General features: G+C 71.2%; 14 protein-coding genes. 9 read left to right on the top strand and 5 right to left on the bottom strand.

Annotated elements, in window-relative coordinates; genetic code table 11:
- Window positions 1-48 precede the first annotated feature (48 nt).
- From ACIBTS_RS32750 to ACIBTS_RS32740, 3 genes are all read right to left on the bottom strand, one after another.
- Window positions 49-1,098, bottom strand: coding sequence for a (-)-alpha-amorphene synthase (locus ACIBTS_RS32750; protein WP_399324228.1), 1,050 nt, complete (start codon window positions 1,096-1,098; stop codon window positions 49-51).
- Window positions 1,082-2,554, bottom strand: coding sequence for a cytochrome P450 (locus tag ACIBTS_RS32745; protein ID WP_399324226.1), 1,473 nt, complete (start codon window positions 2,552-2,554; stop codon window positions 1,082-1,084). The genes ACIBTS_RS32750 and ACIBTS_RS32745 overlap by 17 nt, the downstream gene beginning before the upstream one ends.
- Before the next feature lie 180 nt (window positions 2,555-2,734).
- Window positions 2,735-3,235, bottom strand: a complete 501-nt coding sequence (locus ACIBTS_RS32740; RefSeq protein WP_399324224.1) for a MarR family transcriptional regulator — start codon at window positions 3,233-3,235, stop codon at window positions 2,735-2,737.
- A 58-nt stretch (window positions 3,236-3,293) separates the two neighbouring features.
- On the opposite strand from ACIBTS_RS32740, the gene ACIBTS_RS32735 reads away from it, so the two are divergent.
- The 3 genes from ACIBTS_RS32735 to ACIBTS_RS32725 are packed head-to-tail and all read left to right on the top strand — an operon-like array spanning window position 3,294 to window position 6,215.
- Window positions 3,294-3,722, top strand: a complete 429-nt coding sequence (locus ACIBTS_RS32735; RefSeq protein ID WP_399324222.1) for a hypothetical protein — start codon at window positions 3,294-3,296, stop codon at window positions 3,720-3,722.
- A gap of 59 nt (window positions 3,723-3,781) precedes the next feature.
- Window positions 3,782-5,320, top strand: a complete 1,539-nt coding sequence (locus ACIBTS_RS32730; protein ID WP_399324220.1) for an acyl-CoA synthetase — start codon at window positions 3,782-3,784, stop codon at window positions 5,318-5,320.
- 10 nt (window positions 5,321-5,330) lie between these two features.
- On the top strand, window positions 5,331-6,215 hold the full coding sequence (locus ACIBTS_RS32725) for an alpha/beta fold hydrolase (protein WP_399324218.1): 885 nt from the start codon (window positions 5,331-5,333) through the stop codon (window positions 6,213-6,215).
- Here ACIBTS_RS32725 and ACIBTS_RS32720 read toward each other — a convergent pair.
- Window positions 6,173-7,777, bottom strand: a complete 1,605-nt coding sequence (locus ACIBTS_RS32720) for an acyl-CoA synthetase (protein WP_399324216.1) — start codon at window positions 7,775-7,777, stop codon at window positions 6,173-6,175. The two genes, ACIBTS_RS32725 and ACIBTS_RS32720, sit on opposite strands and share 43 nt — an antisense overlap.
- A gap of 177 nt (window positions 7,778-7,954) precedes the next feature.
- Between ACIBTS_RS32720 and ACIBTS_RS32715 the strand changes: the two genes are divergently transcribed.
- The 6 genes from ACIBTS_RS32715 to ACIBTS_RS32690 all read left to right on the top strand — a co-directional run bounded on the left by ACIBTS_RS32715 (window position 7,955) and on the right by ACIBTS_RS32690 (window position 13,120).
- Window positions 7,955-8,755 (top strand): crotonase/enoyl-CoA hydratase family protein, encoded by an 801-nt coding sequence (locus ACIBTS_RS32715; RefSeq protein WP_079657703.1) that lies wholly within the window; start codon window positions 7,955-7,957, stop codon window positions 8,753-8,755.
- A gap of 154 nt (window positions 8,756-8,909) precedes the next feature.
- Window positions 8,910-9,851: a Zn-ribbon domain-containing OB-fold protein gene (locus ACIBTS_RS32710; RefSeq protein WP_399324214.1), complete on the top strand. Its 942-nt coding sequence runs from the start codon at window positions 8,910-8,912 to the stop codon at window positions 9,849-9,851.
- Window positions 9,848-10,897: a thiolase domain-containing protein gene (locus ACIBTS_RS32705; RefSeq protein WP_399324212.1), complete on the top strand. Its 1,050-nt coding sequence runs from the start codon at window positions 9,848-9,850 to the stop codon at window positions 10,895-10,897. The genes ACIBTS_RS32710 and ACIBTS_RS32705 overlap by 4 nt, the downstream gene beginning before the upstream one ends.
- Complete coding sequence (locus ACIBTS_RS32700; RefSeq protein ID WP_319674555.1) at window positions 10,894-12,060, top strand: thiolase domain-containing protein; 1,167 nt, start codon at window positions 10,894-10,896, stop codon at window positions 12,058-12,060. Before ACIBTS_RS32705 ends, ACIBTS_RS32700 begins: the two co-directional genes overlap by 4 nt.
- Before the next feature lie 83 nt (window positions 12,061-12,143).
- Entirely contained in the window at window positions 12,144-12,386 is a 243-nt protein-coding gene (locus ACIBTS_RS32695) for a DUF397 domain-containing protein (RefSeq protein WP_079657699.1), read from the top strand.
- 236 nt (window positions 12,387-12,622) lie between these two features.
- Window positions 12,623-13,120: a hypothetical protein gene (locus ACIBTS_RS32690; protein WP_079664566.1), complete on the top strand. Its 498-nt coding sequence runs from the start codon at window positions 12,623-12,625 to the stop codon at window positions 13,118-13,120.
- Here ACIBTS_RS32690 and ACIBTS_RS32685 read toward each other — a convergent pair.
- Complete coding sequence (locus tag ACIBTS_RS32685) at window positions 13,059-15,026, bottom strand: N-acetylmuramoyl-L-alanine amidase (RefSeq protein WP_399324209.1); 1,968 nt, start codon at window positions 15,024-15,026, stop codon at window positions 13,059-13,061. The two genes, ACIBTS_RS32690 and ACIBTS_RS32685, sit on opposite strands and share 62 nt — an antisense overlap.
- Window positions 15,027-15,358 lie beyond the last annotated feature (332 nt).

The raw sequence follows: 15,358 nt of genomic DNA, 5'->3' as shown, positions 1-15,358 counted from the left end.
GTTAGGGTGCGAGGATGACCGAGAAGGGTGAATCGTTCGCCGGGTCGGTTAGGTAGCCCTTCCTGCTGGGTAGGCGGTTTCGAATGGCACACATGGATGTGCGGGCGCGACCGAGGTGTCCGCGTAGCGCGGCACCGTGCGGGACCAGTGGTAACACCCACGGATCCAGCCGATCATGCCGTCCACGTAGCAGACCCCGGCGGGGCTCAACTCCGGCTGGATCTCCGCGCAGAGCCTCTCGAACTCCCTGATCGTGCCGTTGATCTGTCGGATGGCCAGCATAACGGCCGCCGGCAGGGAACACTGGTGCGTGCGCTGATGGGCGAGGGCCAGATTGATCATCTCGCCCGTCCGTTGCTCCTTCACGGCCGAGAAGAGGTCGGCCGTCCACACCGCCGCATCGACCGACAGACGCCGCAGACGCCGCAGCACGGGGTGATCAAGAGCCTCGGGGGCCAGTTCACCACCCTGCGCGGCCTCGTACAGGGGGTAGAAGGGCTCGACCCCCGCGGTCAGCGAACGGATCGAGTTGCACAATCCCATGCCCACCGGGAACGGGTGCGCCTGCGCCACCGCCTCGTACAACAGGCCGTGCACGTACTCGCGGCTCTTCCAGGCCCACCGCTCGGCCTGGGCGGGGGTGCACCGCTCGCGGACCCGCCGGTGGAGATCGGCCAGGGCCGCCCCCAGCGGGGTGCGGGGCGGTTCGCCGTCCCGCAGGATTGCGATGCTCTCGCACAGCATGGGCAGCAGCAGCGCCGGGGACTGCCGCCCGATTTCCTCCGCCCGGTCGTCGAAGACGAATTGATAGGCGATCTGGTCGGCCACGATCTGGAGGATGCCGGAGTCCACGGTCGGGCTGTTGTAGGACGCGAGTTCGGCGGGCCGGGTGTAGCCGATCATCGCAGCCACCCCCGGTTCGTCGGTCAGCCTCCACTTGTGCAGCCATGTGTCGACGCCGGCGACCGCCTCGGATTCGTGGCGATTCCGCAGGAACGGGTACGGCATGTGGAGGTGGGTGTCGATCAGCTCTGTCAGGCTGGCGGCCGGCATTTCCTCTTGGGGGGCGAGCGTGGCTTCCTCATGCGTGGTCGACACCGCTGTCACCGGCCCTTCGGGAATCCTTCACGGGGTGTGCAGCGGTTTCTCGGCGGGTGCAGGAACCCGGGCGAGGCGCCGTGCCGATCGGCACACGTGCGCGCGGTTCGCAGATCATCACCAGGGACCTCGGCCCCAGCGTCGCCCCGGGTCGCGGTGGTGCGACGGGGCCGGGCAGATGGGTCAGGCGCCAGCGGGCGGCGACGGTGGCGAGGGCCACCGTGGTCTCCGTCATGGCGAAGGCGTCGCCGATGCATTTGCGGCTGCCCGTGGCGAACGGGAGCATCGCACCGTGCGTCGCGGCGGCCCGCCCCGGCAGCCAGCGCTCGGGGAGGAACCGGTCGGGATCGGGGAACCACGCGGGATCGTGGTGCAGCAGGTAGGGGCTGTACACAACGGTGGCTCCCTGGGGAAGGCGGAGGCCGGCGAGTTCCGTCTCCTTGGTGGTGATGCGTGTGAAAAGCCAGCCCGGCGGCGAGTGACGCAACGTCTCGGTGACGATGCATCGGGCATGCACGAGGTGCGGCAGGTCGTCGGACCCCGGCCGCTGCCGTCCGGCGAGCACGGCGTCGATGTCGGCGTGCAGACGGCGCTCCGCCTGCGGATGCTGTGCCAGTAGGCTGAACGCGGAGGCCAGACACAGGGCGGCGCTCTCGGAGCCGGCGAGCAGGAGCGAGACGAGGTGATCGTGTACTTCCTGCTCAGTGATCGCCGTGTCCGGGCCGGTGGCGCGGGTGGCCGCCAGCAGGGTTCCCAGCAGGTCGTCGCGGGGGGCCCCTCGACGACGCTCGGCGATGGCGGCGTCGATGATCGCGTGTATGCGCTCGACCGCCCGCCGGTAACGACGGTTCGCGGGCGAGGGAACGCGGAACAGGGCGTCGACCGGCACGACGGTGCGGACGAACAGCCCGCGAACGATGTCCGCGAGACAGTGCCGCACCTCGGCGGCCGTCGCGGCGTCGAGCGAGTCGGAGAACAGGACACGGCTGATGATCCGGGTCGACAGGGCCATCATGGCCGCGCTGACGTCGACCTCCTGCCCGGCCTGCCAGTCGCGGCACACCGCCTCGGCCTCCTCGGCCATCAGCTTCGTCTGATCGGGGAGGCGGGACGGGATGAAGGCGGGTTGCAGCAGCCTGCGTTGGCACCGGTGTTCCTGGTGGCGGCTTGTGACGATGCCGTTGCCCATCAGCAGGCGGAGCCGGTCGAAGAGCGGGCCCCCCTTGTCGAAGGTGCGCGAGTCCCCGAGCACCCGGTGGACCAACTCCGGGTGGCACACCATCCAGGCGCGCTGGGGACCCAGTCGTATTTCGACCAGATCTCCATGCGCGGGCAAAGAATTCAGAAAAGCCAACGGGCGACGGTACAAGGCGATACCGTGGCCGAGGAATGGGAATATGCCTGGCGCAGTACCCACCCTCCATGCGCATTCCCGTTCAGGCACAGCGTTGCTCATTGAATACCCCCTGCCTCATACGGCACTCGAAAATCAATGGACGTTGCACTGACTTGGCGCCTGAGTCATGTTCTGCCCAGTTCGAACGGGTGCCTTTGCCGTGAATCATTTCTGCAGGGGGGCGCACAGGAGTGCGCGGGAGCACAAGGAGTATTTCGCCGAGGGGGCATTCCCGGCGGCTCACCCCCGTTCCGCGTCGACCTCCGCCTCGTAGGCGAGCAATGTGTCCACGAGCAACCGCCGCTGACCGGGCGTCAGCGGGACCAGTGCCCGGCGCCAGGCCGCCGCGCCCGGGGCGAGCCAGGCGGAGATCGCGGGTTCATGGGCGTCCGCGATGGCGACGATCCGGCGGCGGCGGTCCCGCTCGTCCTCGCGGCGCTCCAGGACGCCCTTCCGGTTGAGGTCGCCGATCAGCAGGCTCACCGTGGTCGGGGCGACCTCCAGGCGTGCGGCCAGCTCGTTGACCGTCATCGGTCCGTCGAGGAGCAGGTACGCCAACAGGGAGAGGTGACGCGGGGCCAGCGAGAAGGCCCGCAGCGCCTCGGGCACGGGGATCCTCTTCGCCCTGCCCACGAGTCGCGGCATGAGCAGCAGCAGCTCGCGAACGGTCGCCTCGACGCCGGTGTCGCCGCCGCCGGTCTCGTCGGCGTCGGCGGCGTTGTCACCCGTGGCGCTGGACATGGACATCCGGCACTCGCATTACCTTTGACATCAAAGCTACTTTGTTCCGCTAGCTGAATTGAACCGACCGTCATGGTACGCACCACGCGAAACGGAGATCCGCACGCCGCACTACACAGTCCACATCAGCGAGGACGCCCTCGACGGGACCGTCGAGGAGAAACTGATCGGCGCCCTGGCCGACGCCGTCGGCTCCGTCTACGGGGACCGGCTGCGCGGCCTCGTCGGCGTCGACCTCATCGGCATCCCGCGCAACCGGCGTGGCATCGGCGGCCGGCCCACCGACAAGGTCGCCCCGCAGCTCACCCTCAGCATGCGCGAGGCCGCCTACCACCTGCCCCAGGTGCCGGACGCCCCGGCCCGCCTGATCGGCGCCACGGCCGACGCGGTGGCAGCCGTCCTCGGCGAGGACATCCGCGAGCAGACGATCGTCAGCGTCGTCGGGGTGCCCGACGGCCGCACCGGAGTGGCGGGCGCGGTGGCGTGACCCCTCGGGGCGCGCCCGCGACTTGACCTGCCCCGGCCGCCCCCCGAGGATCATGAGGCATGAGGCCCGGACATGGCAGTACGGTCGACGGGGTGCTGCGGCGCAGCGCCCGCCGCACCCCGGCACGCGTGGCGGTCGAGTACCGCGACCGCACCTGGACCTACGAGGAACTCGACGAGGCCGTCTCGCGGGCGGCGAGCGTCCTGCTCGGCGAGGGTCTCGCCCCCGGCGACCGGGTCGGCGCCTACGGCCACAACTCCGACGCCTACCTCATCGCGTTCCTGGCCTGCGCCCGCGCCGGCCTGGTCCACGTCCCCGTCAACCAGAACCTCACCGGCGATGACCTGAGGTACATCGTCGACCAGTCGGGCAGTGCACTGGTCCTCACCGACCCCGGCCTGGCCGGGCGACTCCCCGACGGAGCACGGCGGTTGGCGCTGCGCGACACCGACGACTCGCTCCTCGCCCGACTGCCCGCGACCCCCGCGTACGACGGGCCCGAGCCGCGCGCCGAGGACCTGGTACAGCTGCTCTACACCTCGGGCACGACAGCCCTGCCCAAGGGCGCGATGATGACCCACCGCGCCCTGGTGCACGAGTACCTGAGCGCGATCGCCGCCCTCGACCTGAGCGCCGGCGACCGCCCCGCGCACTCCCTTCCGCTCTACCACTCGGCGCAGCTGCACGTGTTCCTGCTGCCGTACCTCGCGGTCGGCGCCACCAACATCGTGCTGGACGCGCCCGACGGCGACCGTCTCTTCGACCTCATCGAGGCCGACCGCGTCGACAGCCTCTTCGCCCCGCCGACCGTGTGGATCGCACTGGCGAACCGCCCCGACTTCGCCGACCGTGACCTGAGCGGGCTGCGCAAGGCGTACTACGGCGCGTCGATCATGCCGGTGCCCGTCCTGGAGCGGCTGCGTGAGCGCCTGCCCGAGCTGGGTTTCTACAACTGCTTCGGCCAGAGCGAGATCGGCCCGCTCGCCACCGTCCTCGCCCCCGACGAGCACAAGGGCCGCATGGACTCCTGCGGGCGCCCGGTCCTGTTCGTGGACGCCCGGGTCGTCGACGACGACGGCGCGGACGTCCCCGACGGCACACCCGGTGAAATCGTCTACCGTTCCCCGCAGTTGTGCGAGGGCTACTGGGACAAGCCCGAGGAGACCGCCGACGCCTTCCGCGACGGCTGGTTCCACTCCGGCGACCTCGCCGTGCGCGACGCCCACGGCTACTTCACGATCGTCGACCGGGTGAAGGACGTCATCAACTCCGGTGGCGTACTGGTCGCCTCACGCCAGGTCGAGGACGCGCTGTACACCCATGACGCCGTCGCCGAGGCGGCCGTGATCGGCCTGCCCGACGAGAAGTGGATCGAGGCGGTCACCGCCGTGGTCGTCCCCCGCGGCGAGGTCACCGAGGACGAGCTCATCGCACACGCCCGCGAGAAGCTCCCGCACTTCAAGGCCCCCAAGCGCGTGCTCTTCGTGGACGCACTGCCACGCAACGCCAGCGGCAAGATCCTCAAGCGGGAGCTGAGAGACCGGTTCGACCCTCTCGCCCGGGAGAACTCCGTTGCGGACGGACACGAAATGCGCTGAGGATCAGGGCATGCCGACCTTCACCGCGCCCGACGGGACCGAACTCGCCTACCACGTGCGGGGCGAGGGCGAGCCGCTCGTCGTCCTGCCCGGCGGTCCCATGCGGGCCTCCGCCTACCTCGGCGACCTCGGCGGTCTCACCGCTCACCGCCGGCTGATCCTCCTCGACCTGCGCGGCACCGGCGACTCAGCGATCCCGGCGGACCCGGCGACCTACCGCTGCGACCGGCAGGTCGACGACGTCGAGGCCCTGCGCGTCCAGCTGGGACGGGAACGGATCGACGTCCTCGCCCACTCGGCGGGCGGCAGCCTGGCCATGCTGTACGCGGCACGCTACCCGGACCGCGTCTCCCGGCTGGCGCTGATCACCGCCACCCCGTGGGCCCTGGGCCGGCCGGCCACGGCCGAGGAACGGCTGGAGGCCGCCCGGCTGCGCGCGCACGAACCGTGGTTCGCGACGGCCTTCCCGGCGTTCGAGTCCTGGCTCGCGGGCGAGGGGGATCCCGACTGGGCGCTCGTCGGCGCCTTCTTCTTCGGCCGGTGGGACGACACCGCCCGCGCCCTCGACGCCGCCGCCGACGAACAGACCAACGTCGAGGCGGAGGCACTCTTCCTCGACCCGGCCGCCTTCGACCCACCGGCCCTGCGTACCGCCCTCGCGGGCGTGACCGCCCCGGTCCTCGTACTCGCCGGCGAGGTGGACGGCGGGCCCCGGCCCGAGGTCGCCCGGCTCGTCGCCGACGCCTTCCCCGACGCGGAGCTCGCCGTGCAGTCCGGGGCCGCCCACCACCCATGGCTGGACGACCCGGAGTGGTTCGTCCGCCGTACTGTCGCCTTCCTCGATGCAGGTGGTCAGCCGCTCTCGGCGGTGGCCACCTCCCGCGCCCAGCGATAGTCCGCCTTGCCGCTGGGCGAGCGGCGGATGGACTCGGCGAGCACCAGCTGGCGCGGGATCTTGTAACCGGCGAGCCGGGTACGGCAGTGACGCTGGATGTCCTCCAGAGAGGGCAGCGGGGCGCCCGCCCGCACCTGCACCACGGCCGCCACATGGTTGCCCCACGTCGCGTCCGGCACCCCCGCCACCAGGGCGTCGTACACGTCAGGATGGGACTTCAGCGCCTGCTCGACCTCCTCGGGGTACACCTTCTCGCCCCCGGTGTTGATGCACTGCGAGCCCCGCCCGAGGACGACCACCACGCCGTCCTCGTCGACGGTCGCCATGTCGCCGAGCAGCACCCAGCGCTCGCCGTCCTTCTCGAAGAAGGTCTCGGCCGTCTTCACCGGGTCGTTGTAGTAGCCGAGGGGCACATGACCGTGCTGGGCGACCCGGCCGACCTCGCCCGGCGCGACCGGCTCGTACGTGGCCGGATCGACCACCCGCGTACGGGAGTTGACCCGGACGCGAAAGCCGCGCTCCGGCCCGGAGTCCTCCGTCGCCGTGCCGTTGAAGCCGGACTCCGAGGAGCCGAAGTTGTTCAGCAGCATCGCGTTCGGCATCAGCGCCCGGAACTGGCGGCGCACTGTGTCCGACATGATCGCCCCGGACGAGGACACGCTGAACACCGAAGAGCAGTCCGTGCCCCGCAGGGGACCCTCGAGCGCGTCGATCAACGGCCGCAGCATCGCGTCGCCCACCAGGGAGATGCTGGTGACCTTCTCCTTCTCGATCGTCCTGAGCACCTCCTCGGGCACGAACTTGCGGTGGATCACCACGCGTTGGCCGAAGTTGAAGCCGATGAAGGAGGTGAGGGTGGAAGTGCCGTGCATCAGCGGGGGAGTGGGGAAGAAGGTGATCCCCGTGCCCCCGGCCGCGACCCGCTCGGCGATCTCCTCCGGCTTCTTCACCGGCTCCCCGGTCGGCGAGCCGCCGCCCAACCCCGAGAAGAAAAGGTCCTCCTGACGCCACATCACCCCCTTGGGCAGGCCGGTCGTACCCCCGGTGTAGATGATGAACAGGTCGTCGCCCGAACGGGCCGGGAACCCGCGCTCGGCGCAGCCGCTCGCCTCGGCCTCGTCGAAGGAGGTGATGCCGTCGACCGCCGGCCCCACCCGGACGAGGTGCCGCAACGCCGGCGCCTGCGGCAGCGCCGCCGCCACCCGGTCCGTGAACTCCGCGTCGAAGACGAGTCCGACCAAGTCCGCGTCCCGGTAGAGGTAGACCAACTCCTCTTCCACATAGCGGTAGTTGACGTTGACCGGCACGATCCGGGCCTTCAGGCAGCCCAGCACCGTCTGCAGGTACTCGACGCCGTTGTACAGATGCAGGCCCAGATGCTCGCCGGGGCGCAGCCCGCTGTCGAGGAGGTGGTGGCCGATGCGATTGGCGGCGGCGTCCAGCTCCGCGTAGGTCAGCCGGCGTTCCGCGCCCGTGCCCGGATGGTCGACGTACACGAGCGCCTCGCGGTCGGCCGCCACGTCGACGACCGACTCGAACAGGTCGGCAAGGTTGTACTCCACCGCTCCTCCTGACCTCACGGGGCCTGGTTCTCCCGACGGTTCGCCGGTCATCAGAGCAAAGGGCGCGGCAAGTGGGAAGGGTTCCCGCGAAGAAATCTGACTGTCTGTCAGAAAACCCTTGAACTGCCATCACGCCTCCTGCAACCTGTTCTCGTTCTTTTCGAGGGGAGATCTGTGATGGGCGGTACCGAACACCTCACCGTGCGGCGCGAAGGCGCCACACTCGTGCTCACGCTCAACAGGCCCAAAGCCAGGAACGCGCTCTCGATCGCCATGCTCGTCGGCCTGTACGACGGCTGGCTGGAGGCCGACGAGGACGACTCGGTCCGCTCGATCGTGTTCACCGGCGCGGGCGGCGCGTTCTGCTCCGGCATGGATCTCAAGGCCCTCGCCGGTCAGGGCATGGAGGGGGAGCAGTACCGCGACCGGCTCAAGGCCGACCCCGACCTGCACTGGAAGGCGATGCTGCGCCACCACCGCCCCCGCAAACCGGTGATCGCCGCCGTCGAGGGCACCTGCGTGGCGGGCGGCACCGAGATGCTCCAGGGCACCGACATCCGGGTCGCGGGCGAGTCCGCCACCTTCGGCCTCTTCGAGGTACGGCGCGGCCTGTTCCCGATCGGCGGCTCCACGGTCCGCCTGCAACGCCAGATCCCGCGCACCCACGCCCTGGAGATGCTGCTGACCGGCCGGCCCTACACCGCCCGGGAGGCCGCCGACATCGGCCTGGTCGGGCACGTGGTCCCCGACGGCAGGGCCCTGGAGACAGCCCTGGAGATCGCCGAACGGATCAACTCCTGCGCCCCGTTGGCGGTAGAAGCCGTCAAGGCGTCGGTGTACGAGAGCGCCGACCTCACCGAGACGGACGGACTCGCCGCCGAACTCGCCCGGGGCTGGCCGGTGTTCGACACGGCCGACGCGAAGGAAGGCGCACGCGCCTTCGCGGAGAAGCGGGCACCCGTCTACAAACGCGCGTGACGCTCCGCCGGGTGAGCGGTCGGTGGCGCCGTTTTCCCTGCTGCGGATCCGTCGTGGCGGGTCGCACCCACCCGGCGGAACCGCATGTGTCACCCGCCCCGCGCCCCTTTCGGGCGCTCCAGCTGACCCCGGCTTCCCAAGGAGGCAGCCCTCGATGCCCGAAGTCCTCAAAGCTCCGCTCGTCGTCGAGTTTCCGTTCACGCGGTCCGTCGGGCCCGTCCAGAGCGCCTTTCTCACCGGCCTGCGCGAGCGCGTCGCCCTCGGCGTGCGCACCGCCGACGGCCGCGTCCTCGTGCCACCCGTCGAGTACGACCCCGTCACCGCCGAGGAGATCCACGACCTCGTGGAGGTCGCCCCCACCGGCACGGTCACCACCTGGGCCTGGAACCACGCCCCCCGCCGCGGCCAGCCGCTCACCACCCCCTTCGCCTGGGTGCTCGTCCGCCTCGACGGCGCCGACACCGCACTCCTGCACGCCCTCGACGCCGCCGGCCCCGACGCCGTCCACACCGGGATGCGCGTGCGGATCCGCTGGGCCGAGCAGCGCACCGGAGCCATCACCGACATCGCCTGCTTCGAGCCGTACGACGGCGCACCGGCCGAACCCACGGGCACGACCGGCATGTTCGAGGACACGGTGCGCGGCATCGTCGCCCCCGCCCGGCTCGACTACACCTACTCGCCCGGCCGGGCCCAGACCGCCTACATCAACGCCCTCGCCGACCGCAGGACCGTCGGCGAACGCTGCCCGTCCTGCCGCAAGGTGTACGTGCCGCCCCGGGGCGCCTGCCCCACCTGCGGGGTCCCCACGGCGGAACAGGTGGAGGTGGGTCCCGGCGGCACCGTCACCACCTTCTGCATCGTCAACATCAAAGCGAAGAACCTCGACATCGAAGTCCCCTACGTCTACGCCCATATCGCCCTCGACGGCGCCGACCTCGCGCTGCACGGCCGGATCGGCGGCATCCCCTACGACCAGGTGCGGATGGGACTCAGGGTCGAACCCGTGTGGACGGAAGGCGGCCGCTACCCGGACCACTACCGGCCGACCGGCGAACCCGACGCGGACTACGACCAGTACAAGGAGCTGCTGTGACCAGGGACATCGCCGTCGTCGCCTTCGCGCAGACCGACGTCCTGCGCACCACCGACGAGCTCTCCGAGGTCGAGATGCTCATGCCGGTCCTGCACAGCGTCCTCGACCGGACCGGCCTGAAGACCGCCGACATCGGCTTCACCTGCTCCGGCTCCAGCGACTACCTCGCCGGTCGCGCCTTCTCCTTCACCCTCGCCCTCGACGGCGTTGGCGCCTGGCCGCCCATCCCGGAGTCCCACGTCGAGATGGACGGCGCATGGGCGCTGTACGAGGCCTGGACGAAACTGCTCACCGGCGACGCGGACACCGCGCTCGTCTACTCCTACGGAAAGTCCTCGCCCGGCTCCGTGCGCGACGTCCTCACCCGCCAGCTGGACCCGTACTACGTCGCCCCGCTGTGGCCCGACTCCGTCGCCCTCGCCGCGCTCCAGGCTCAGACCCTGATCGACGCGGGCGACACCGACGAGAGCGCCCTCGCCGCGATCGGGGCCCGCAGCCGACGGGTCGCGACCCTCAACTCCCGCGCCCAGCTGAGGGGTTCGGTGCCCCAGGGGGACTACGTCGTACGGCCGCTGCGCACCGGCGACTGCCCGCCCGTCGGCGACGGGGCCGCCGCCGTGATCCTCGCGGCAGGCGAACGGGCCCGCGAGCTGTGCTCCCGGCCCGCCTGGATCAGGGGCATCGACCACCGCATCGAGGCCCACGCCCTCGGCGTACGCGACCTGACCGACTCGCCCTCGGCCCGCCTCGCGGCCGAGAAGGCCGGTGCCTTCGAACGGCCCGTCGACACCGCCGAGTTGCACGCCCCGTTCAGCGCGCAGGAGGTCGTCCTGCGCAAAGCCCTGCGGCTGGACGACAGCGTGCGGGTGAACCTGTCCGGCGGCGCCCTCGCCGCCAACCCGATGATGGCCGCCGGCCTCATCCGCATCGGCGAGGCCGCCTCCCGCATCCACCGCGGCGAGTCGGACCGCGCCCTCGCCCACGCCACCTCCGGCCCGTGTCTCCAGCAGAACCTGGTCGCCGTACTCGAAGGGGAACCGCGATGAGCAAGGAGCCCGTGGCCGTCGTCGGGATCGGCCAGACCAAGCATGTCGCGGCCCGGCGGGACGTCTCGATCGCCGGACTGGTCCGGGAGGCCGCCGGGCGCGCCCTGGTGGACGCCGAGTTGACGTGGGCCGACATCGACGCCGTCGTCATCGGCAAGGCCCCCGACTTCTTCGAGGGCGTCATGATGCCCGAGCTGTACCTCGCCGACGCGCTCGGCGCAGTCGGCAAGCCGATGCTGCGGGTGCACACGGCCGGCTCCGTCGGCGGCTCCACCGCGCTCGTCGCCGCGAACCTCGTGGCGTCCCGCGTCCACGGCACCGTGCTGACCCTCGCCTTCGAGAAACAGTCCGAGTCCAACGCCATGTGGGGCCTGTCCCTGCCGATCCCCTTCCAGCAGCCCCTGCTCGCCGGGGCCGGCGGCTTCTTCGCGCCGCACGTGCGCGCCTACATGCGGCGCAGCGGCGCTCCCGACACCGTCGGCTCGCTCGTGGCGTACAAGGACCGGCGCAACGCGCTCAAGAACCCCTACGCCCACCTCCACGAGCACGACATCACGCTGGAGAAGGTCCAGGCCTCGCCCATGCTCTGGGACCCGATCCGCTACTCGGAGACCTGCCCCTCCTCCGACGGCGCCTGCGCGATGATCCTCACCGACCGGGCCGGAGCCGCCCGCGCCCCCCGGCCACCCGCCTGGATGCTCGGCGGCGCGATGCGCAGCGAGCCGACCCTCTTCGCCGGCAAGGACGCCGTGTCGCCGCGGGCCGGCCAGGACTGCGCCGCCGACGTCTACCGGCAGGCCGGCGTCAGCGACCCGCGCCGCGACATCGACGCCGTCGAGATGTATGTCCCGTTCTCCTGGTACGAGCCCATGTGGCTGGAGAACCTCGGCTTCGCCGACGAGGGTGAGGGCTGGAAGCTCACCGAGGCCGGGGTCACGGAGCTCGACGGCGACCTGCCCGTCAACATGTCGGGGGGCGTCCTGTCCACCAACCCCATCGGCGCCTCCGGCATGATCCGCTTCGCCGAGGCGGCGCTCCAGGTGCGCGGACAGGCCGGCGAACACCAGGTGGAGCGGGCCCGCAAGGTGCTGGGACACGCCTATGGCGGCGGCTCGCAGTTCTTCTCCATGTGGCTCGTGGGAGCGACGGCCCCGGAGTCCTGAAAGTCCCCCTCATGTGCTCTGTCCGCGTCCGGGACCGATCGCTAGGCTGACCCGCGGACGACGAAACCGGGAGGAGCACGGACGTGGCCGAGAGCACCATCCAGCAGCAGCCGCTCACGGGCTGGGACAAGCCGGAGCTGGACCTCAGCAACGCCGAGTGGCAGTCCAGCAGCCAGGGTCGGGGGGATGTCCAGATCGCCTTCGTCGAGGGTTTCATCGCGATGCGCAACAGTGGCCGCCCCCAGAGCCCTTCCCTGATCTTCACGCCCGCCGAATGGGGAGCGTTCGTGTCGGGGGCGCGGGAGGGGGAGTTCGACCTGACCTGACACCGCGGCCCGGCAACCGGACCGTCGGCCGTTCCCGAGTCGGCCGCAGGTGGGTTGCGAGCACAGCCGGTGTGCCCCGGACGCCGAGCGCCCGGCCGTGAGCGTGCCTCCGGCCGGGCCGTCCGGCCATCGGCCCGCGAGCGTTGAGCGTCCCGCCGCCGACGACCTGCACCCGAACGGCGAACCGCGGTCCTCCCACGCGCCACCGAAGGGCGGTGGCCACGTACCATGGCCGCATGTCGTTCCTCCGCCGCCGCAGTGCCACTCCCGCCGGGCCCGACTTCGACGTACTGGCCATGGACCCGGGCGACTGGCCCGGCAATCTGGGCGCCGGGCTGCTGCCCGCCCCCGACGGCAGCTGCCAGGGCGTCTTCCTGCGTTACGACCTCTTCGGCGGCCGCGGCCCCGCGATGATCATCGGCAATCTGCCCGAGGGCTCCCCGGCCCGCGAGGTCGCGGAGGGCGAGGTCCCCTTCGAGGTCGCCCAGCTGCTGCTCGCGCTGGAGAACGACGAGGAGGTGACCGTCGTCGGCACCGAGGACATGCCGGTGATGCAGGGCGACAACCTGCTCATCGTGCGCCGTCTGAAGCTCTCCGAGGGGCGGATCGCCTGCGTGCAGTTCGACCGCAGCGACAACGTCCTGGTGACCATCGCCGCCTGGGACCGCCCCATCACCGACGACCTGTACGCCCTGCTGAAACCGCTCCCGGCGGAGCTGTTCCAGCAGGGCTGAGGCGCGGCTCGGACGTCGACGACACCAGCTTCACGTCCGCGGCCCGCACGAACGCCACCCGGTGGCCGTACTGGATCTCGTAGTACTGATCGTTACCGACGACCATCCGGTGCGAGCCGGTGGAGAAGGTGACCGCGTAGTAGTACTCGCCCGGCACCTTGTCCCCGGCCACGTACTTCTGGCCCTTCGGCAGCGTGTACGGCAGCGGTGAGAGCGCCTGGGCCGGGACGCCCGCAGGGTAGGCCGACGCCTCCGGGAAGGCGCGGCCGTAGAGCGGCACGCTGTCGCGGCCGTCCTTGGGGGTGACCACCAGGCCCGCCGCGGGCACGGCCGTCGGCTGGTTCGCCGGGTTCCTGAACCAGGCCTTCTGGCCCAGGTACCAGATCGCCGTCCAGTCACCCCACTGGCCGGCGACCGCGTACTGCTGGCCGGTGGACACCCGCGAGGAGACGTCGTTGACGCCCGTCGTCGGGACCCTGCCCTGGCCGACGTCCTTGATCAGGGCGGACTTCTCGTCGTGGTCGGAGTACAGCCGCACCTCGCTGGAACCGTGCACGGCGCACGTCTGACCCTCGGCGGCGCAGTCCGTGTACACCGGCTGGTTGGCGGGGTAGTCCGGCCGGATCGTCACCAACCCGCCGCTGCCCGCGCGGGCCGTCGCCGCGAAGGGCCGGCCGAGCAGCTCGAAGTAGTGCCGCCAGTCCCAGTACGGGCCCGGGTCGGTGTGCATCCCGGCGACCGACGCGGAGGTCGGGCCCGGCACATTGTCATGACCCAGGATGTGCTGCCGGTCCAGCGGGATGGCGTACTTCGCCGCCAGGTACTTCACCAGCCGCGCCGACGACCGGTACATCGCCTCCGTGTACCAGGAGTCCGGGAGGGCGAGGAAACCCTCGTGCTCCAGGCCGATCGACTTGGCGTTGATGTACCAGTTGCCCGCGTGCCAGGCCACGTCCTTCGCCTTCACATGCTGGGCGACATGGCCGTCGGTGGAGCGCAGCGAGTAGTTCCAGGACACGTAGGTGGGGTCCTGGACCAGGTCCAGCACCCCTTCCCAGCCGCCCTCGGTGTCGTGGACGACGATGTACTTGATGCCCGGCGAGGCGGGCCGGTCGCCGACGTCGTGGTTGCCGTAGTCGTTGTCGCCGAACTGCTCGTAGGGCGCCGGGATCCACTCGCAGGACACCGTCGTCGGACACTCGGTGCCCGTCGCGGACGCCGTGCGCAGGCCCGTCTCCCGCAGCTGGGCCGTCCGCGGGGCCAGGCCCGGCTGCGCGGCCAGGGCGACCGGCCGGCCCGCGTCCGTCAGGCGCTCAGCGCCGGTGCGCAGCACGTCGTAGACGTCGTCGGCGTAGGCGGCAGCCGTGGCGGTGTCGTCCGCGCCCGAGAAGCGCGCCACCGCGCCGTACCAGTCGGCCGGGTCGCCGCTGAGGGGCTCGCCCAGGCCGCGCTGGGCGGCGGCCAGCAGCGCGGCGCCGCCCGCGATGTTGGCCGCGGGGTCCGTGCGCAGGTCCTCGGCGCTCAGGCCGGTCAGCTCCGCCGCTTTGGGCAGGGTCTGCAGCCGGGCCGGGAGCTCGTCGTTCGACGGGATCCGCACGGACGGGTGCAGGGCCGGGCGGGCGAAGTCGCCGCGGGCGTCCTCCATGCCGTCGCTGTGGTGCGGGTCCCTCGCGAGCGCCGTACGGGCGTCGGTGAGGTGCATCGGGCCGTAGCCGCCGGTCACGCTCGGCGCTCCGCCGTGCGTGTCCCAGCGGGACTGGAGGTAGGAGACGCCCAGCAGCAAGCTCTGCGGCACCTGGTACTCGGCGGCAGCGGCTGCGAAGGCCCGCTGGAGGCTGTTCGCCGAGGACTGGGCGGTGGCGGGCGCCGCACCGAGCAGCGGGAGCAGCAGAGCCGCCGACGCCATGGCGCCTGCGGCTCTACGGTTACGTCTGGGGAGTCCGGGGGGAGTGACGGGTTTTCGCAATGCGGCCTCCTGGGACGAGCGGGCGGGGTGTGCGGGGCACACGGGGGCACGGGGGCCGAACGAGGGCCCTGTGTCATCGGTTGTCCGACAACCCGTCAATCATGCTCATAAGTGGGCGATTTCCGTCGTCAAGACACCACTGGCGATGACATGGAAGTCCACGACATACAGAGGTGGGGGGGGGGGGGGGGGGGGGGGGGGGGGGGGGGGGGGGGGGGGGGGGGGGGGGGGGGGGGGGGGGGGGGGGGGGGGGGGGGGGGGGGGGGGGTAGG

Origin of the sequence: Streptomyces sp. NPDC050121 (assembly GCF_044460385.1) — a bacterium.
In the GTDB taxonomy this organism is placed as follows: Bacteria; Actinomycetota; Actinomycetes; order Streptomycetales; family Streptomycetaceae; genus Streptomyces; species Streptomyces soliscabiei.
This window is presented reverse-complemented; position numbering and strand designations above follow the sequence as displayed.

What these genes read in the sequence shown, in the direction of transcription:
- ACIBTS_RS32725 (WP_399324218.1), top strand. Translation starts at nt 5,331, where the DNA reads ATGCCGACCTTCACCGCGCCCGACGGGACCGAACTCGCCTACCACGTG.
- ACIBTS_RS32700 (WP_319674555.1), top strand. Translation starts at nt 10,894, where the DNA reads ATGAGCAAGGAGCCCGTGGCCGTCGTCGGGATCGGCCAGACCAAGCAT.
- ACIBTS_RS32710 (WP_399324214.1), top strand. Translation starts at nt 8,910, where the DNA reads ATGCCCGAAGTCCTCAAAGCTCCGCTCGTCGTCGAGTTTCCGTTCACG.
- ACIBTS_RS32685 (WP_399324209.1), bottom strand. Translation starts at nt 15,026, where the DNA reads ATGGCGTCGGCGGCTCTGCTGCTCCCGCTGCTCGGTGCGGCGCCCGCC.
- ACIBTS_RS32740 (WP_399324224.1), bottom strand. Translation starts at nt 3,235, where the DNA reads ATGTCCAGCGCCACGGGTGACAACGCCGCCGACGCCGACGAGACCGGC.
- ACIBTS_RS32715 (WP_079657703.1), top strand. Translation starts at nt 7,955, where the DNA reads ATGGGCGGTACCGAACACCTCACCGTGCGGCGCGAAGGCGCCACACTC.
- ACIBTS_RS32690 (WP_079664566.1), top strand. Translation starts at nt 12,623, where the DNA reads ATGTCGTTCCTCCGCCGCCGCAGTGCCACTCCCGCCGGGCCCGACTTC.
- ACIBTS_RS32745 (WP_399324226.1), bottom strand. Translation starts at nt 2,554, where the DNA reads ATGAGCAACGCTGTGCCTGAACGGGAATGCGCATGGAGGGTGGGTACT.
- ACIBTS_RS32730 (WP_399324220.1), top strand. Translation starts at nt 3,782, where the DNA reads ATGAGGCCCGGACATGGCAGTACGGTCGACGGGGTGCTGCGGCGCAGC.